The organism is Vibrio sp. V08_P9A1T1, assembly GCF_963874405.1.
Taxonomy (GTDB): domain Bacteria; phylum Pseudomonadota; class Gammaproteobacteria; order Enterobacterales; family Vibrionaceae; genus Vibrio; species Vibrio anguillarum.
This window is the reverse complement of the sequence record NZ_CAWNIB010000274.1, coordinates 1-17,617: the sequence shown is the minus strand read 5'-3', so window position 1 is coordinate 17,617 and position 17,617 is coordinate 1. Positions and strand designations below refer to the sequence as shown.

The following is a 17,617-nucleotide window of genomic DNA, read 5'->3' as shown; positions in this document are numbered from 1 at the left end:
ATTCTAGCCGATGCAGTAAAGGTCACCCTTGGCCCTAAAGGCCGTAACGTTGTGATAGATAAATCGTTTGGTTCACCTATTATCACCAAAGATGGTGTCACTGTTGCGCGTGAAATTGAACTGGAAGACAAATTCCAGAACATGGGTGCACAAATGGTGAAAGAAGTTGCTTCTCAAGCTAACGATGCAGCGGGTGACGGAACGACAACCGCAACGGTATTAGCGCAAGCGATCATCACTGAAGGCTTGAAAGCTGTAGCAGCGGGTATGAACCCAATGGATCTTAAGCGTGGCATCGACAAAGCTGTCGTGGCGGCGGTTGAAGCGTTGAAAGAGCTTTCAGTACCTTGTTCAGACACTAAAGCGATTGCGCAAGTGGGTACTATTTCTGCGAACTCGGATTCAAGCGTGGGTAACATCATTGCTGAAGCGATGGAAAAAGTGGGCCGAGATGGCGTTATCACTGTTGAAGAAGGCCAAGCACTGCAAGATGAACTCGATGTCGTGGAAGGCATGCAGTTTGATCGTGGTTACCTATCTCCTTACTTCATTAATAACCAAGAAGCGGGCAGTGTTGATCTAGATAGCCCATTCATCCTATTGGTTGATAAGAAAATTTCTAACATTCGCGAACTGCTTCCTGCACTTGAAGCGGTAGCAAAAGCTTCTCGTCCACTACTGATTGTGGCGGAAGATGTTGAAGGTGAAGCATTGGCGACGCTGGTTGTGAACAACATGCGTGGCATTGTAAAAGTTGCTGCCGTGAAAGCACCTGGTTTTGGTGATCGCCGTAAAGCGATGCTACAAGACATTGCTACCCTAACGGGCGGTACTGTGATTTCTGAAGAGATCGGTCTTGAGCTTGAAAAAGTGACCTTGGAAGATCTAGGCCAAGCGAAGCGCATCTCTATCACTAAAGAAAACACCACCATCATTGATGGTGCAGGTGAAGAGCAAGCCATTAAAGGTCGCGTTGCACAAATTCGTCAACAAATTGAAGACGCAACTTCAGATTACGACAAAGAAAAACTACAAGAGCGCGTGGCCAAACTGGCAGGTGGCGTTGCAGTGATCAAAGTCGGTGCAACCACTGAAGTTGAAATGAAAGAGAAGAAAGATCGCGTAGAAGATGCACTGCATGCAACTCGCGCAGCCGTTGAAGAAGGCGTGGTTGCGGGTGGTGGTGTTGCACTGATCCGTGCGGCTGCTAAAGTTGCGGGCCTTGAAGGTGACAACGAAGAGCAAAACGTAGGTATTCGTGTTGCACTACGTGCGATGGAAGCACCAATTCGTCAAATCGTGAAAAACGCGGGCGAAGAGGATTCTGTTGTGGCTAACAATGTTCGCGCTGGTGAAGGTAACAATGGTTACAACGCTGCGACGGGTGAATATGGCGATATGATCGACATGGGTATTTTGGATCCAACCAAAGTGACTCGTAGTGCGCTACAGTTCGCAGCTTCAGTCGCGGGCCTTATGATCACCACAGAAGCTATGGTGACTGAGCTACCGAAGAAAGAAGCGGCAATGCCTGATATGGGCGGTATGGGAGGGATGATGTAATCATCCTCTCTCAATAAGAAACCGGAGCTTGCCTCCGGTTTTTTTTCGCATAATTAGCTCAATCCTGACGTTTGAGTGATCCGACTCTTCTAGACTTCGTCTCTTCACTGATCACAATTTGGTGATGATGTGAGTGAAATAGCGTGAACAAACCCAATATTAACGGTTTCATTGGTCAATGGAGATCTTTATGAAAAAAGTACTTTCAGCACTAGCCGTAGTGGCTGCGTTATCTTCTTCTGTTGCGATGGCTGGCACTCCAGTTATGTTTTCTTCCATTAATAACTTCAATGCGCCGGATGAAAATGCGGTATCAGGTGTTCGTGTTGCGGCTCTTTACGGTAAAGTGAATGAAGTTAAAGGCTTAGATCTCGCCGTTGTTGGATTATCTGAAACTGACTCTACGACGGGTGTAAATTTAGGTCTTTTAGGGGCATCGAAAGTCAATCAAGAGATGACTGGTGCTTCACTCGGTTTGTTAAACTGGAATACAGGGCAAACCGTGGGTGCTAACGTGGGTGTAGTGAATCTGACCAACAATGTACAAGGTGCTAACGTCAGTCTAGTGAACTACTCTGAAGGTAATACCATGGTTGATGTTGGTGCAGCAAACTTCTCTGATACATCGAAAGTGCAAGTGGGTTTGTTCAACAAAACCACAAAAATTGAAGGTGTTCAGGTTGGTCTAATTAACTGTGCGGATAACGGTTTCTTTAAGTGTTTTCCTATCATCAACTTTGCTAAATAGCCGATGAATTGAAATCGAAAGAGCAGCATCAAGCTGCTCTTTTTTTTCACCTTATGTACGACGACGAAAGCGTTGATGAACACCACGGCGCAAACTTTGAAAGCTATTTTCTACCTTATCCACGCCATACAACACACACAATGCCAATACCGTGATAATGATGGATTGCTGTAAGTAACCAAGACCGATCATCAATCCCAGTGATGCCAGTACCCAAATAACAGCGGCTGAGGTGACGCCATGGATTTTCCCATCTTGAGTCATCATCACGCCTGCGCCTAAAAAACCAACCCCAGTAATAATTTGTCCAAGCACGCGAGCTTGATCTAAGGTGTTAGGGGACAGTGATACTGCCATCGCTAGAAAGAGATAAGTCCCTGAGATGATTAATATTGATGTGCGAATGCCCACAGGTTTACCGCGGGTTTGGCGTTCAACGCCAATCAGTAACCCATTGATAGCACAGCACAATAATGCAGACCAACTGAATGGACTAAGATCAAGAAATTGTCCGAGAGATTGCATGATGGTTTTCCCAAAAGTATGAAGGTAAGAGTTCGTTATTGACACCGAACCGCTCTTTTGAAGTTCTGTAATTACTCAAGATGCAGATCGAGTGGCGTTTTACTGGCTCTGCCACCGATTTCTCGAGTTAGCTTAGCAACAAGATAGCCCGAGACTCGCTCAATGACACCTGCCATTATTTCTTTTGCCTTTTGATCACTAACAAAAAAGTGCGCTGCGCCTTGCACTTTATCCAGCACATGCAAGTAGTAAGGCAAAATTCCTGCATCAAATAACGTTTCGCTGAGCGCGACTTGCGCGTCAACGCTATCATTAACACCTTTTAACAATACACCTTGGTTGAGTAAGGTAACATTGATGGCGCGCAGACGACTCATCTGCTGTTTGAATTCTAGATTGATTTCATTGGCATGGTTAATGTGCGTCACCAAAATGACTTGTAAGCGAGTTTCACGCAGCAGATCACACAATGCATCGGTGATTCGAGCGGGGATCACCACGGGTAAGCGCGAGTGAATACGCAATCGTTTAATATGAGGCACGCTGCTGATTGCATCGATGAGCCAACGCAGTTCTTCATCTTTTGCCATTAACGGATCACCGCCCGATAAAATGACCTCATTGAGCTCGGGATGCGCGGCAATATAGTCGACGCTTTGCTGCCACACCTGCTTTGAGCCTTTATTCTCTTGGTAGGGGAAATGACGACGAAAGCAGTAACGGCAGTTAATTGCACAACCACCTTTGACTATCATTAGCACTCGGTTGCGGTATTTATGCAGCAATCCCGGAATGGCATTGTTTTGCTCATCAAGCGGATCATTTGAGTACCCATCATGCCATTCAAACTCTTCATTGAGTGGTAAAACTTGACGCAACAGGGGATCGTAAGGGTTTCCTTTTTCCATGCGATCGACAAAACTTTGTGGCACTCGTAGTGCGAAGAGTTTGCGTGCGGCAAACCCGTTTTGCCAAAGGGCAGGATCAATCTCTAACTGCTGGAGAAGCTCGGCAGGGTTTGAGATCGCATTCGTTAATTGTTGAAGCCAGTTTTGCTCAACAGAATCAAGTTTTCGGGTTATTATATGCGGCATTGAATTTAACTCGAAGAATGGTAAGAGGAAAAAATGGCTACTGTTAGCACGAATGAATTTAAAGGCGGTCTCAAAATTATGCTTGATAATGAGCCTTGTGTCATTCTCGAAAATGAATATGTGAAACCAGGTAAAGGCCAAGCCTTCAACCGTGTCAAAATCCGTAAACTTCTTTCTGGCAAAGTGTTGGAAAAAACATTTAAGTCAGGTGATTCAGTAGAAACGGCTGACGTAATGGATATCGATCTTGATTATCTCTATAACGACGGCGAATTCTACCACTTTATGAATAATGAAACATTCGAGCAAATTGCGGCGGATAATAAAGCGGTGGGTGAAAGCGCAAAATGGCTAGTGGAAAACAACACTTGCATGTTGACGCTTTGGAACGGCAACCCAATTGCGGTAACGCCACCAAACTTTGTTGAACTTGAAGTGGCTGAAACTGATCCGGGCTTGAAAGGTGATACGCAAGGTACGGGTGGTAAACCCGCTACGTTGGTCACAGGTGCTGTGGTACGTGTGCCACTGTTCATCTCTATCGGTGAAGTGATCAAAGTGGATACCCGCTCTGGCGAATACGTAGGTCGAGTCAAATAATCACCTCAAAGTAAGTAAGAAGGTCGCTCGGTAAGCGGCCTTTTTTATTGCTCCAAAGCTGAGTGAGTGCCGTAATAAAAAAGAGCTGCCGAGGCAGCTCTTTGATGTCATCACTTTTCCATCTTTAAATCATAAAGATAAAAACGACAGCGAGCGCGGAAATCAGCCCAGCAAACGCATAACAAGCGATTTTACCCACTAAACCGGTGTGGAATTTTAGGTCATGCATACCGTGGTGGACACGGTGCATGGCATGCCACATCGGTAAAGCTAATGTGCCGATGATGAACAGCGCGCCGATGATGCTAGTTGCAAAACTCGAAACGCGTTCATAACTCATTGCTTCAGCATCGATAATGCCTAATGGTGCTAAAATACCCAACACGAGAATGGTGATCGGGGTAATCATCGCAAACCATGTTCCACCGGCACCAAACAGCCCCCACCAGATAGGTTCATCAGAACGTTTTGGCGTGCGATTTACCTTATAATTGTTGTTCATGACTATAAGCTCCTACACCACAATGAGAACAATCAGTGAGATAAACGCAACCGCTGCCCACTGAGTTAAGACGATGATTTTCTTGTCGATTAACTTACCTTTCAAGCGGATTGGCATCACTTGCGGCATCATGCTAAAGAAGGTTTGTGCATGCAGCAAACTCCCCGCTAACGCGACAATATTGATTGCGACCACCATTGGGTTTGCCATAAAGCTTAGCCAGCCTTCCCATGCTTCAGGGCCTTTAACCAAGCAGCCCAAGCCAAAGGTAAGGAATAAGGTAAAGAATATCAGTGGCAGTACCGTGGCTTCACGCAACATGTAGAAGCGGTAGAATGGGTGATCTTTCCACCAAGTACGTGTCATTTCACGAACGTAAGGTTTACGGTTACTCATCCTTATCCCTCCACTTTCTTTGGTGAACCGTCAGGTTTTAGCATGGCAATCACGAAGTCCATTGAAGATTCAACTTTGCCTTGGTTGACGGCTGCCGCTGGATCAACGTGTTTTGGACACACTTCAGAGCAGTAACCAACAAAGGTACAACCCCAAGCACCGTTATCACCATTGATAAGCTTCATACGCTCGGCTTTACCATGGTCACGGCTATCTAAGTTGTAGCGATGAGCAAGGGTTAATGCTGCGGGGCCAATAAACTCAGGGTTCAAACCGAACTGAGGGCAGGCCGCGTAGCAAAGACCGCAGTTAATACAACCAGCAAATTGTTTGTATTTGGCCATTTGCTCTGGCGTTTGTAAGTTGGTGCCATCTTCAGGTTTGCGATCGTTGCCAATGATGTAGGGTTTAATGGCTTCAAGACGCTCGATAAACGAAGTCATATCCACGATCAAATCTTTTTCAATTGGGAAGTTGGCTAAAGGTTCAATCTTCACGCCATTGGGGTAATCGCGCAGGAAGCTTTTACAAGCCAATTTAGGTACGCCATTGACCATCACACCACACGAACCGCAGATCGCCATACGGCAAGACCAGCGATAAGAGAGATCCTTATCGAGGTTATCTTTGATGTAGCCAATCGCGTCGAGCACTGACATGGTGTCATCAAAGGGAACTTCAAACGCTTGCAGGCGTGGCTTAGCATCTTTTTCTGGGTCGTAGCGCAAAATGTCTACTTTTTGAATGCGATTTGCTGACATTATTTTTGCTCCTCTGCGCTTTTCTCTTCTGCCGCTTTTTCCGCGGCGGCAGCCTGTTCTGCCGCTTCACCATAGAGACGAGCTTTCGGCTGAGATTTCGTGATCTTAACCGCGCTGTAGTCGATACTTGGAGCGGCATCTGGTTGATAGAAAGCTAAAGAGTGCTTGAGGTAGTTCACATCATCACGCTCAGTACAACCTTCGTCTAACCGCTGATGCGCACCGCGAGATTCTTTACGCAAGATAGCTGAGTGAACCATAGCTTCAGCCACTTCAAGGCCATAACCGACTTCGATAGCGTACAGAAGGTCGGTGTTGAACACTTTGCCTTTATCTTTAATGCTAATGTTCTTGTAGCGTGCTTTTAGCTCGGTGATTTTATCAATCGTCGCTTGCATTAAATCTTCTTGGCGGTAGATACCACAACCCGCTTCCATGGTGTGACCCATCTCAGTGCGAATGGTGGCCCAGTTTTCATCACCTTCTTGGTTCATTAACGCTGCAATACGCTCTTCTACGGCTTTGACTTGTTTGGCGATAGATTCATCGTTCCAACCTTTGAATTCCGCTGCGCGTTTCACTGCACTTTCACCCGCAACGCGGCCAAAAACCACAAATTCAGCTAACGAGTTAGAACCCAAACGGTTTGCACCATGCAAGCCAACCGAGGCACATTCGCCGACAGCAAACAGACCTTTGATGCGCGTTTCACATTGTCCATCCGTTTCGATACCACCCATGGTGTAGTGTACGGTTGGACGAATTGGGATCGGCTCTTTTGCTGGATCAACGTTGACGTAAGCTTTCGCCAATTCGCAGATAAACGGCAAACGCTCTTGTAAGTACTCTTCACCGAGGTGGCGAAGATCAAGCAGCACCACATCACCAAGCGGATGTTTGATGGTGTTGCCTTTCTGTTGTTCATGCCAGAAAGCTTGAGAAACTTTGTCGCGAGGACCGAGTTCCATGTATTTGTTTTTAGGCTGACCCACCGGAGTTTCTGGGCCCATACCGTAATCTTGCAGATAACGATAGCCATTTTTATTGACGATGATACCACCTTCACCGCGGCAGCCTTCCGTCATCAAAATACCCGTGCCAGGTAGGCCAGTTGGGTGGTATTGCACGAACTCCATATCGCGTAGAGGGACGCCATGACGATAAGCCATCGCCATACCATCGCCGGTTACAATGCCGCCGTTGGTGTTGCAGTGGTACACACGGCCCGCGCCACCAGTGGCTAATACTACAGATTTTGCTTTGATGGTTACTAGCTCACCTTCGGACATATGAATCGCGATAAGCCCTTGAACTTCGCCATCTTCAACAAGTAGATCCACCACGAAATACTCATCAAATCGATTGATTTGTGGGTACTTCATTGAAGTTTGGAAGAGGGTGTGAAGCATGTGGAAGCCTGTTTTGTCAGCCGCAAACCAAGTACGCTCGACTTTCATGCCACCAAAACGGCGTACGTTGACTTCGCCATTTTCTTTACGGCTCCATGGGCAACCCCACTGTTCCATTTGCACCATCTCGCGGGTCGAGTTGGCCACAAAATATTCAACAACATCCTGTTCACATAGCCAATCTCCACCACCAACGGTATCGTTGAAGTGGTTGTCAAGGCTATCTTCTTCCTTGATAACTGCTGCTGAGCCTCCTTCCGCTGCAACCGTATGAGATCGCATAGGATAAACTTTAGAAATCAGAGCAACTTCTAAATCAGGGTTTGCTTCAGCGGCTGCAATTGCAGTGCGAAGACCAGCGCCGCCTGCGCCGATGACTGCGATATCTGTGGTGATAATTTGCACAGTTATCCTCCGGTGTGTGATGCGGAAAATCCGCTTGTTATAGTTAAAGGTTCGTAAGCCTTAAGTGGTACGGGTAGTGTAGAAGAGCTGTGTAAGGAAAAAATTGATTCTGTTAGGTTTTTGCTTCGGAAGTGCAAGCGCGAGCATACTTATTTTTCTTTGTGTGATAATAATCACGTTAGAATTTGGAATTGCGCTTTAAGTCAGTAAAATTCATATCATCCAAACTTATGTGTGCCAGAACATGAATAGAAAAAACTGGATGCCAACCGCATCAATATCACAACTCAAACAGCGTGCTCAGTTACTCAAGCAGATCCGCCATTTCTTTGAACTACGAGATGTATTGGAAGTCGATACACCAACCATGAGTCATGCCACGGTAACCGACATTCATTTGCAAACCTTCCAAACCCAATTTGTTGGCCCAGGGTATGCTGATGGCCGTCAACTTTATTTAATGACCAGCCCAGAGTTTCATATGAAACGACTTTTGGCGGCGGGGAGTGGTTCGATTTATCAGATCAATAAAGCGTTTCGCAACGAGGAAAATGGCCGCTATCACAACCCAGAATTTACGATGTTAGAGTGGTATCGGGTTGGTTTTACTCACCATGATTTAATGGATGAGATGGATCAATTGCTGCAACTTATTTTGCAGTGTGGAGCGGCGCAGAAGATGAGCTACCAACAAGCATTTTTGCAGGTACTTGGGGTTTGTCCGTTAGAAGGCTCAATGGACGAGTTAAAAGCGGCTGCGAGCCGATTAGGTCTAAGTGACATTGCTGAGCCAGAAGAGGATAGAGATATCTTACTGCAACTGCTATTTAGTGTCGGTGTTGAGGCGGAAATTGGTCAACAGGTACCGGTTTTTGTTTACGATTTTCCTGCATCACAAGCGGCACTAGCTAAGATTAACCCGCAAGATCATCGTGTTGCGGATCGCTTTGAGGTCTATTTCAAAGGGATTGAACTTGCGAATGGTTTTCATGAGCTGGACAACCCACAAGAGCAACTGGCTCGTTTTGAAGCGGATAACCAAAAGCGTAAAACGATGGGGCTGGTCGAACAGCCGATTGACTACCACTTGATAGCGGCGTTAGAGGCTGGCTTACCTGAATGTTCAGGAGTGGCGCTTGGTATTGATCGCTTGATTATGCTGGCGTTAGGCCAAGATCATATTGATAACGTGACGGCTTTTCCTTTTCCGATAGCTTAAGCTTTTAAGCTGATGTGGATTGCGCGCTTGTAGTGCGATGAGCGCGCTGAAAAACGGCAACAGTTTCTTATTATGCAATGTAAGCTCTCGCGTCTGGCTGACAACCTCGTTATACTCCTTGTCTGATTTTAAGCCCACATTGCAAGAGCACAGAATATGCAAGAGTACATCGAATTTTTCCAACACAATATGATTCTATCTTTGGCATGGGTAGGTATTCTCGTCGCCTTAATAATGAGCATCGTGAAATCAACCACGGCAGCCTATAAAGAGATCACCGCTTCACAAACGACGCTTTTAATGAATCGTGAAAACGGTGTTGTTGTCGATATCCGCACGAAAGATGAATTTAAAAAAGGCCATATTACCGATGCGGTTCACATTTTACCGTCAGATATTAAATCCGGTAACTTGGCTAGCCTTGAAAAGCACAAGTCTGACCCAATCATTGTGGTATGTAAAACGGGTCAAACCGCGCAAGAGAGTGCCAACCTGCTTGCTAAAGCTGGGTTTGAGAATGTGAATTTACTGAAAAATGGTCTTGTAGCTTGGAATGAAGCGAACTTGCCATTGGTTCGTGGCAATAAATAATTCACTGATCGCGGTTATCTTGAACTGAGTGTGCTGGCTGAAAAGCCAGCATTTGATGCTAAGAGTTGTGATGTTTTCCACGTAATCGTGAGCTCATCTAGTCATTCGAAATCAGCTCGGTTAGTCTAAAAGCAACACTGAATTTGTAAGTATTTAAGGATTTAATCATGGCTGAAGCCGCACAACAAACAGCACAACAAAATTTCGCAATTCAACGTATCTTTCTAAAAGATGTCTCTTTTGAAGCGCCAAACTCACCTGTTATGTTCCAAAAAGAGTGGAATCCAGATGTGAAGTTGGATCTTGACACTCAAAGTCGTGATCTGGGTGAGGGTGTGTATGAAGTCGTATTACGCCTAACGGTGACAGTGAAAAACGCGGAAGAAATCGCGTTCTTATGCGAAGTGCAACAAGGTGGTATTTTTACTGCTGAAAAAATGGAAGCGGGTCAACTTGCTCATTGTTTAGGTGCATTCTGCCCGAACATTCTGTTCCCATATGCACGTGAAACAATTTCTAGCTTAGTTGTTAAAGGGACATTCCCACAACTTAACCTTGCACCAGTGAACTTTGATGCATTGTTCATGAACTACCTACAACAACAAGCGACTCAAGGCGAGCAAGCAGAAGCTTAATCGTTAATGACGTGAGATCATTAACGTTGGCGTTCCACGTCAGACTTTGATGATAAAAAATGCACAAAGCATCCCAGATAATGATGGTGCGTTGTGCATTTTTTGTTTATTTCGAATGCCAATACCTCCGTTCCTTGCTACTCCGTATTGAAAGCTGTATCGGAAGGAATTTAGGTATAACATGACAACACGAATAGCAATGGACGAAACAATGACAGATCCTAACAGTATTTACGGTAAAGCGATCACCATGACAGTAGTTGGTGCGGGTTCTTACGGCACATCTCTGGCGATTTCTTTAGCACGTAACGGTGCTAATGTTGTCCTTTGGGGACACGATGCTAAGCATATGGCTCGTCTTGACGCTGATCGTGCTAACCAAGAATTTTTACCCGGTATTGATTTTCCCGATTCGCTGATTGTGGAAACCGATTTGAAAAAAGCGGTACAAGCGAGCCGCGATTTGTTGGTTGTAGTTCCGAGCCACGTATTTGGCCTTGTTATGAAGAGTTTAAAGCCTCACTTGCGTGATGATTCCCGTATTTGTTGGGCAACCAAAGGGCTTGAACCTGAAACGGGCCGGTTACTGATGGATGTGGCCTATGACACCATTGGCGAGCGCTATTCATTGGCGGTGTTATCTGGGCCGACTTTTGCTAAAGAGCTGGCGATGGGAATGCCTACCGCAATTTCTGTTGCTTCGCCTGACGCGCAGTTTGTCGAAGATCTGCAAGGCAAAATTCACTGCAGCAAAACTTTCCGCGTTTACGCCAATAGTGATTTTATTGGCATGCAGCTAGGTGGTGCGGTGAAAAACGTGATTGCGATTGGCGCTGGCATGTCCGATGGGATTGGCTTTGGTGCGAATGCGCGTACTGCATTGATTACGCGCGGTCTGGCCGAAATGTGCCGTTTGGGTGCAGCGTTAGGTGCTCAGCCAGAAACTTTTATGGGTATGGCCGGATTGGGTGACTTAGTGCTCACTTGTACCGATAACCAATCACGTAACCGTCGCTTTGGTTTGGCGTTGGGACAAGGGAAAGACGTGGATACGGCGCAGCAAGAAATTGGCCAAGTGGTTGAAGGTTATCGCAACACCAAAGAGGTGTGGTTATTAGCGGCGCGCATGGAGGTTGAAATGCCAATAGTTGATCAAATCTATCAAGTGCTGTATCAAGGAAAAGATGCGCGTGTTGCAGCACAAGATTTGCTGGCTCGTGATAAAAAAGCAGAACGCTAATTCATTGCTCATGATTAGGCACAAAGCCTATTAGCAATCTACATTGACGCTCTAGAGATTGGATGAGGAAGGGTGATCAACCAACGATGAAACATTGCGAAAAACTCAAAGTGTGGCAAGCCATAGTCAAAGAGGCGCGCGAGCAGTCAGAACAAGAACCGATGCTGGCAAGTTTTTATCATGCCACTATTATTAAGCATGATAGTTTAAGCTCGGCCTTGAGCTACATTCTTGCCAATAAGCTGAATACGGCCTCAATGCCAGCGATGGCGGTGCGTGAAGTGGTCGAAGAGGCATTTGCCGCAGACCCCAGCATTATGGAAGCGGCGGCGTGTGACATCTGCGCGACTGTCAATCGCGACCCCGCGGTATCTATGTTTTCAATGCCTCTACTTTATCTCAAGGGCTACCATGCCTTACAAGGCTATCGCGTCGCGAACTGGTTATGGAAGCAAGGTCGAGTGGCGTTGGCTACCTATTTTCAAAACCAAATCTCGGTAGCTTGCCAAGTGGACATCCATCCTGCTGCACGTATTGGTCGCGGCATCATGCTTGACCATGCTACGGGCATTGTGATCGGTGAAACCGCGGTGGTGGAGAATGATGTCTCTATTTTACAAGATGTAACGCTAGGCGGAACGGGTAAAGAGTGCGGCGATCGCCACCCGAAAATTCGTGAAGGCGTGATGATTGGCGCGGGTGCCAAAATTCTCGGTAATATTGAAGTGGGCGAAGGGGCGAAAATTGGTTCTTGTTCGGTGGTATTGCAAGCGGTGCCTCCGCACACTACCGTCGCTGGAGTGCCAGCCAAAATTGTCGGTCGTCCGCAAACCGATAAGCCTTCGCTAGATATGGACCAACAATTTAATGGCCGTTCTCAAAGTTTCATTGCCGGTGATGGTATTTGATTTGGTCGCGGAAAACAAAAAGGGTGATGCTCACAGAGCATCACCCTTTTTTATGGTTGGCATTAAGCCATTGCATCGAGTTCAGCAAGCACTTCTTCAGCCCAATCAACCCACGCTTGGCGAACCAGTAGGTTGCGGCGTAGTGTTAGACGCTCAAGGCGCTGTAGCTTATCGAGAGTAGCTGGTGTTGCATAGTACGCAGACTCAATCTCTTTGTAGTGAGCAACCAGTTTTTTCGATTCTTCAACTAATTCACCCAGTTGAATTCGGTAAGGTGTTGCTGGTTGTACCGAGCAAGCGATCAATTTAGCGCTAAATTCATCACGTACGGTTGGGTGAGCTGTAGGTTGGTCAAACCATTCACCTAAAGCGCTGCGACCTGCATCGGTGATGGAGTAAACTTTACGATCTGGCTTGCCATCTTGCGGTTCTAATACACAAGTGACTAGGCCTTGTTGACCCATTTTATTCAGTTCGCGGTAAACTTGTTGGTGGCTGGCTTTCCAAAAATAGCCAATGCTCGAAGAGAACTCTTTTGTGATGTCGTACCCTGTGGCATCGCGAGTGCTCAAAACAGTGAGGATAACGTGTGGTAATGACATGTCTTTAATCCAAATGGTTAATAAACTCAAAAACAACTTGCTCAAACTCGTGTTGTGCTTCTGATGGCATCAATCATGAATGAGTTTAAGCAACACCCACCGTTCTATTGACGGAGTGGGTTGTGTCACCTTAAAAAGCCGTTTATCACCTAGGATTATATGCGTGACGCATATCGACCTGCGATTTGTTATGTTTGTATGCTACCGCAGAGGAGCAGTAGTATATCTAAATAATAAGCATAAAGTAGAATACTTTGTTAGTTTAGCTTAAAAAACTGATAATATGCTCAATAATTTTTGTGATTTAAAATAAAAAGCCGCACAGAGGCGGCCTTTTAGCTAGTTTGTGAAATAAAATGCTGTTACTTAGCCTGTGTTACGCATTCCTGCTGCAATACCCGCGATAGTCACCATTAAGGCTTCTTCTAACTCTGCTGGTGCGGTTTCGGTTTGGCGGGTGCGGTACAACAGCTCTGCTTGCAGCATATTTAATGGCTCAACATAGATATTGCGCAAACGGATTGACTCTTGACCCCAAGGATCGCTTTGCATCAAGTTCTCATTGTTTTCTACATTTAACACCGCTTTGATGTCTTTCTGTAATTGAGAACGCAAACGCTCACCGAGCGGGCGTAACGATTCATCGACTAGGCGTTCATCGTAATAGCGTGAGATTTCAATGTTGCACTTGGAGTAAACCATCTCTAGCATGCCTAAACGCGTTGAGAAAAATGGCCATTCACGGCACATCTCTTCCAGCAGTGCTTGGTGTCCTTTATCGATAGAAAACTGAATTGCTTCTCCCGCACCTAGCCAGGCTGGTAGCACGAGGCGGTTTTGGCTCCAAGAGAAGATCCACGGGATTGCACGTAAGCTTTCGACCCCACCATTAGGGTTGCGTTTAGCCGGACGTGAACCGAGCGGTAATTTACCCAGCTCTAGCTCTGGCGTTGCTTGGCGGAAGTACGGGACAAAGTCCGGCTCGCCGCGAACAATATGGCGATACGCTTCGCAAGAGACTTCAGACAATACCTCCATTAAGTCGCGCCAATCTTGTTTTGGCTCTGGTGGTGGCAGCAGGTTCGCTTCTAAAATGGCGCTGGCGTACATCGTAAAACTATTGACCGCTACTTCTGGTAGACCAAGTTTAAAGCGGATCATTTCGCCTTGCTCCGTCACACGCAAGCCACCTTTTAAGCTTTTGGGTGGTTGTGAAAGCAGTGCCGCATGTGCTGGAGCACCCCCGCGACCAATGGTGCCGCCACGTCCATGGAATAGTGTCAGTTCAATTCCAGCCTCTTCACTGACATTAACCAAAGCTTCCATCGCGCTGTATTGCGCCCAACCGGCGGACATTACACCTGCATCTTTAGCGGAATCAGAGTAACCAATCATCACCATCTGGTGGTTTTGAATAAAGCCACGATAGAGATCAATGCCCATTAGTTGGCGGATCACCGTTTCTGCGTTGTTTAAATCATCCAAAGTTTCGAACAGTGGACAAACGTCCATGCGGTAAGGGCAACCACATTCTTGCAACAATAGATGTACGGCAAGTACATCTGATGCGGTACGAGCCATCGAAATCACATAAGCACCAAAGGCTTCGCGAGGCTGAGAAGCAACGATTTTACAGGTGTCGATCACCTCTTGTACCGCTTCTGAAGGCTGCCAGTCACGAGGTAACAAAGGACGTTTTGAGCTCAACTCATTGGTGAGAAACGCAATTTTGTCTTGCTCGCTCCACTGGTCATAATCACCAATGCCTAAATAACGGGTGAGCTCGGAGATCACATCAGAGTGACGAGTGCTCTCTTGGCGAATGTCCAAACGTACAAGATGCACACCAAACGCTTTAATCCGGCGCAGAGTATCAAGCAGCGAGCCATCGGCAATGACGCCCATGCCGCATTGATGTAAAGATTGGTAGCAGGCATAAAGCGGTTCCCACAACTGTGCGATATTTTGCAGTGGTGCTTTGCGTGCCAGTTGTTGGCCATTGATCTTGGCATCCAACACTTCCAGTGTTTCGTTGAGCAGTTCACGCAGGCGTTTGAGAATGGCGCGATAAGGTTCGTGTTCATCTATGCCAGCCAGATCGCGTAGCGCGTCACTGCATTTGGTCATCGACAATTCGCTGACCAGCTCATTGATATCACCTAGGTAGAGATCGGCCGCTTTCCAGCGAGAAAGCAGCATTACTTCACGGGTGATTTTATGAGTCACAAAGGGGTTACCATCACGGTCGCCGCCCATCCACGAAGAGAAATGCACAGGGCGTGCATCAATTGGTAGTCCTTCACCTAAGTAGTTGGTGAGGTGCTCATCAAATTCACGAAGAAAATCAGGCACGGCTTGCCATAGAGAATTTTCCACCACCGCAAAGCCCCATTTTGCTTCATCCAGTGGCGTAGGGCGCTGCTTACGAATCACATCTGAATGCCAGCTTTGCGCGATCAACTGTTCTAAACGGCGTTCGGTTTTTTGGCGCTCTTTAAATGAAAGGTCACTGAGTTCAAGCTTGGAGAGACACTCGTTAATTTTCACCAGCTTGTTGATCATCGTGCGGCGTGTAATTTCGGTTGGGTGAGCCGTTAGCACTAACTCGATATTGAGATCGCGTACCGCTTGAGCAGCATCCAATTTACTGATTTTATTTTGATTCAGTTTAGTAAACAGTAAATTAATCGCATCAGGCTCACACACATGTTCTTCACAGTGACGTGAAATGGTGTGGTACTGCTCGGCCATGTTGGTTAAGTTAAGAAATTGGTTGAATGCCCGCGCTACTGGGGTGAGCTGTTCGTTGGGAAGGTTTTTGATCTCTTCAACCAAGCTGTCTCGGTCGGCTTGATTGCCATTACGGGCTGATTTTGAAAGTTTTCGGATGGTTTCCACTTTCTCTAAGATAACGTCACCATGGGCGTCCTGAATGGTGTTGCCCAGCAAACGGCCAAGCATGCTCACGTTACTTTTGAGCGCAGCGTATTTTTCGTTCATTGTCATCCTGCCTTGTAAAAAAATTACATCCATTGTTCCTTGCTAAGTACACAATCTAGCGAAAAGATCCCTGTAGAGTCAAATAAAGCCGACTATTTTTACGATTATTGCTGAATGTTATTGAACGTGATCATTTGGTGAATAATTGGCGTAAATTACTGAAATTTTATTACAAAAATGCCCGACCGTAGAAACGCTGTCAGGCATTTATCGCTTGAGTAAGCTTGGTAGGCTAGAAGCAGTATTTATACATTGCTTTGGACAAAATCGAGATGGTTGGATCAATAAATTCAAACGCTAGGAATTCATCCGGTTGATGCGCTTGATCGATCGAACCCGGGCCGAGTACCAGTGTTGGGCATAATTGTTGTAAGAACGGTGCTTCAGTACAGTAATTCACGGTTTGTGAAGCGGTATTGCAAATCTCTTCAATGTTGCCAATAAAGGGGTGATCATGCTGACATTCATAACCCGGAATCGCATCATGCAGCGCGGTAATCTCAATGCGGCCGGGCCATTTTGCACTGACTTCATTCAGTGCATTGCGCAGCAAGTTATCGAGCCCATCTAGACTCATGCCGGGCAGCGGGCGCACATCGTAATGCAATTCGCAGCAGCCACAAATGCGGTTTGGACTATCGCCACCGTGGATATGACCGAGGTTCAAAGTAGGGTGAGGAATGGCAAAGCCTGGGTGATGGTACTCTTTGATCAATTTGTCGCGCAGTTGCATTAACGCGAACAGCACTTCATGCATGATTTCGATGGCATTTACGCCCAGAGCAGGATCAGACGAGTGGCCCGATTTTCCTGTCACTCGAATAGCGTTGGCTACGTGGCCTTTATGGCCGCGGATGGGCACAAGGCTAGTCGGCTCACCAATAATGCAGTAATCCGGTTGAAATGGTGCATGTTCAGTGAAATGACGCGCGCCGAGCATAGTGGTTTCTTCATCACAGGTAGCCAACACATACAGCGGTTTAGTCTGTTTACTCCAATCGACTTTTTTCACCGCTTCGTAGATAAAAGCAAAAAAGCCTTTCATGTCTGCCGTGCCTAAGCCATAGAAACGATCATTGGCTTGCGTTAACGCGTGTGGTTCAAAATTCCAACGTCCTTCGTCAAATGGAACGGTATCACTGTGCCCCGCGAGCAGTAGGCCACCTTCGCCGCACCCTTTCTTCGCCACTAAATTGTATTTTCCCGGCGCGACTTCAATGGTGTCGACTACAAACCCTAAGCTGGAAAACCAGCTTGCCAATTTATCAATCACACTCTGGTTACCTTCGTCCCAACGAGCATCTGTGGAGCTGATGGAAGAGGTCGAAATCAGACCTTGGTAAACCTCAAGAAAACTGGGTAATTGCATATTATCTTTGCTCCTAGTATTGACAGAGTAATTGCGAGAAGGTAAAACAC

17 protein-coding genes are annotated in these 17,617 nt (G+C 46.4%); 8 read left to right on the top strand and 9 right to left on the bottom strand.

What is annotated here, in order from left to right; all coding sequences use genetic code 11:
- Together groL and AACT21_RS13265 are read left to right on the top strand one after the other, a co-directional pair.
- On the top strand, positions 1-1,563 hold a 1,563-nt coding region (groL, locus tag AACT21_RS13270), incomplete at its 5' end, for a chaperonin GroEL (RefSeq protein ID WP_094163991.1).
- 190 nt (positions 1,564-1,753) lie between these two features.
- On the top strand, positions 1,754-2,311 hold the full coding sequence (locus AACT21_RS13265) for a VC2662 family protein (RefSeq protein ID WP_026027420.1): 558 nt from the start codon (positions 1,754-1,756) through the stop codon (positions 2,309-2,311).
- A gap of 51 nt (positions 2,312-2,362) precedes the next feature.
- Here the strand turns inward: AACT21_RS13265 and AACT21_RS13260 are convergent, their stop codons facing one another.
- The gene (locus AACT21_RS13260) at positions 2,363-2,836 is read right to left on the bottom strand and encodes an MgtC/SapB family protein (protein WP_013855863.1); all 474 of its coding nucleotides are present in this window, start codon (positions 2,834-2,836) and stop codon (positions 2,363-2,365) included.
- 71 nt (positions 2,837-2,907) lie between these two features.
- Complete coding sequence (epmB, locus tag AACT21_RS13255) at positions 2,908-3,930, bottom strand: EF-P beta-lysylation protein EpmB (protein ID WP_019282863.1); 1,023 nt, start codon at positions 3,928-3,930, stop codon at positions 2,908-2,910.
- A gap of 33 nt (positions 3,931-3,963) precedes the next feature.
- Here epmB and efp point away from each other — a divergent pair, with 33 nt between their 5' ends.
- Positions 3,964-4,530, top strand: coding sequence for an elongation factor P (efp, locus tag AACT21_RS13250; protein WP_017043203.1), 567 nt, complete (start codon positions 3,964-3,966; stop codon positions 4,528-4,530).
- A gap of 124 nt (positions 4,531-4,654) precedes the next feature.
- Here efp and frdD read toward each other — a convergent pair whose 3' ends face one another.
- The 4 genes from frdD to frdA are packed head-to-tail and all read right to left on the bottom strand — an operon-like array spanning position 4,655 to position 8,003.
- Positions 4,655-5,032 (bottom strand): fumarate reductase subunit FrdD, encoded by a 378-nt coding sequence (gene frdD / locus AACT21_RS13245; RefSeq protein ID WP_010317640.1) that lies wholly within the window; start codon positions 5,030-5,032, stop codon positions 4,655-4,657.
- 12 nt (positions 5,033-5,044) lie between these two features.
- Positions 5,045-5,428 (bottom strand): fumarate reductase subunit FrdC, encoded by a 384-nt coding sequence (gene frdC / locus AACT21_RS13240; RefSeq protein ID WP_094163989.1) that lies wholly within the window; start codon positions 5,426-5,428, stop codon positions 5,045-5,047.
- Between the two features lie 2 nt (positions 5,429-5,430).
- Entirely contained in the window at positions 5,431-6,189 is a 759-nt protein-coding gene (locus AACT21_RS13235; RefSeq protein ID WP_017046770.1) for a succinate dehydrogenase/fumarate reductase iron-sulfur subunit, read from the bottom strand.
- The gene (gene frdA / locus AACT21_RS13230; protein ID WP_013855868.1) at positions 6,189-8,003 is read right to left on the bottom strand and encodes a fumarate reductase (quinol) flavoprotein subunit; all 1,815 of its coding nucleotides are present in this window, start codon (positions 8,001-8,003) and stop codon (positions 6,189-6,191) included. The genes AACT21_RS13235 and frdA overlap by 1 nt, the downstream gene beginning before the upstream one ends.
- A gap of 244 nt (positions 8,004-8,247) precedes the next feature.
- Between frdA and epmA the strand changes: the two genes are divergently transcribed.
- The 5 genes from epmA (at position 8,248) to cysE (ending at position 12,596) form a co-directional block, all read left to right on the top strand.
- Complete coding sequence (gene epmA, locus AACT21_RS13225) at positions 8,248-9,222, top strand: elongation factor P--(R)-beta-lysine ligase (protein WP_094163987.1); 975 nt, start codon at positions 8,248-8,250, stop codon at positions 9,220-9,222.
- A 156-nt stretch (positions 9,223-9,378) separates the two neighbouring features.
- Positions 9,379-9,813: a rhodanese-like domain-containing protein gene (locus tag AACT21_RS13220; RefSeq protein ID WP_010317649.1), complete on the top strand. Its 435-nt coding sequence runs from the start codon at positions 9,379-9,381 to the stop codon at positions 9,811-9,813.
- Between the two features lie 167 nt (positions 9,814-9,980).
- Positions 9,981-10,448: a protein-export chaperone SecB gene (gene secB / locus AACT21_RS13215; RefSeq protein WP_013855870.1), complete on the top strand. Its 468-nt coding sequence runs from the start codon at positions 9,981-9,983 to the stop codon at positions 10,446-10,448.
- A gap of 181 nt (positions 10,449-10,629) precedes the next feature.
- Positions 10,630-11,688, top strand: a complete 1,059-nt coding sequence (gene gpsA, locus AACT21_RS13210) for an NAD(P)H-dependent glycerol-3-phosphate dehydrogenase (protein WP_013855871.1) — start codon at positions 10,630-10,632, stop codon at positions 11,686-11,688.
- Between the two features lie 86 nt (positions 11,689-11,774).
- The gene (cysE, locus tag AACT21_RS13205) at positions 11,775-12,596 is read left to right on the top strand and encodes a serine O-acetyltransferase (RefSeq protein WP_010317654.1); all 822 of its coding nucleotides are present in this window, start codon (positions 11,775-11,777) and stop codon (positions 12,594-12,596) included.
- Positions 12,597-12,658: 62 nt separating this feature from the next.
- On the opposite strand, the gene AACT21_RS13200 is transcribed toward cysE, so the two are convergent.
- From AACT21_RS13200 to argE, 3 genes are all read right to left on the bottom strand, one after another.
- Positions 12,659-13,198, bottom strand: coding sequence for a PadR family transcriptional regulator (locus tag AACT21_RS13200; RefSeq protein ID WP_038149150.1), 540 nt, complete (start codon positions 13,196-13,198; stop codon positions 12,659-12,661).
- Between the two features lie 366 nt (positions 13,199-13,564).
- Entirely contained in the window at positions 13,565-16,198 is a 2,634-nt protein-coding gene (gene ppc / locus AACT21_RS13195; RefSeq protein WP_094163993.1) for a phosphoenolpyruvate carboxylase, read from the bottom strand.
- A gap of 232 nt (positions 16,199-16,430) precedes the next feature.
- Entirely contained in the window at positions 16,431-17,567 is a 1,137-nt protein-coding gene (gene argE, locus AACT21_RS13190; protein WP_094163985.1) for an acetylornithine deacetylase, read from the bottom strand.
- Positions 17,568-17,617 lie beyond the last annotated feature (50 nt).

What these genes read in the sequence shown, in the direction of transcription:
- AACT21_RS13265 (WP_026027420.1), top strand. Translation starts at nt 1,754, where the DNA reads ATGAAAAAAGTACTTTCAGCACTAGCCGTAGTGGCTGCGTTATCTTCT.
- AACT21_RS13260 (WP_013855863.1), bottom strand. Translation starts at nt 2,836, where the DNA reads ATGCAATCTCTCGGACAATTTCTTGATCTTAGTCCATTCAGTTGGTCT.
- epmB (WP_019282863.1), bottom strand. Translation starts at nt 3,930, where the DNA reads ATGCCGCATATAATAACCCGAAAACTTGATTCTGTTGAGCAAAACTGG.
- efp (WP_017043203.1), top strand. Translation starts at nt 3,964, where the DNA reads ATGGCTACTGTTAGCACGAATGAATTTAAAGGCGGTCTCAAAATTATG.
- frdD (WP_010317640.1), bottom strand. Translation starts at nt 5,032, where the DNA reads ATGAACAACAATTATAAGGTAAATCGCACGCCAAAACGTTCTGATGAA.
- frdC (WP_094163989.1), bottom strand. Translation starts at nt 5,428, where the DNA reads ATGAGTAACCGTAAACCTTACGTTCGTGAAATGACACGTACTTGGTGG.
- AACT21_RS13235 (WP_017046770.1), bottom strand. Translation starts at nt 6,189, where the DNA reads ATGTCAGCAAATCGCATTCAAAAAGTAGACATTTTGCGCTACGACCCA.
- epmA (WP_094163987.1), top strand. Translation starts at nt 8,248, where the DNA reads ATGAATAGAAAAAACTGGATGCCAACCGCATCAATATCACAACTCAAA.
- AACT21_RS13220 (WP_010317649.1), top strand. Translation starts at nt 9,379, where the DNA reads ATGCAAGAGTACATCGAATTTTTCCAACACAATATGATTCTATCTTTG.
- secB (WP_013855870.1), top strand. Translation starts at nt 9,981, where the DNA reads ATGGCTGAAGCCGCACAACAAACAGCACAACAAAATTTCGCAATTCAA.
- gpsA (WP_013855871.1), top strand. Translation starts at nt 10,630, where the DNA reads ATGACAACACGAATAGCAATGGACGAAACAATGACAGATCCTAACAGT.
- cysE (WP_010317654.1), top strand. Translation starts at nt 11,775, where the DNA reads ATGAAACATTGCGAAAAACTCAAAGTGTGGCAAGCCATAGTCAAAGAG.
- AACT21_RS13200 (WP_038149150.1), bottom strand. Translation starts at nt 13,198, where the DNA reads ATGTCATTACCACACGTTATCCTCACTGTTTTGAGCACTCGCGATGCC.
- ppc (WP_094163993.1), bottom strand. Translation starts at nt 16,198, where the DNA reads ATGAACGAAAAATACGCTGCGCTCAAAAGTAACGTGAGCATGCTTGGC.
- argE (WP_094163985.1), bottom strand. Translation starts at nt 17,567, where the DNA reads ATGCAATTACCCAGTTTTCTTGAGGTTTACCAAGGTCTGATTTCGACC.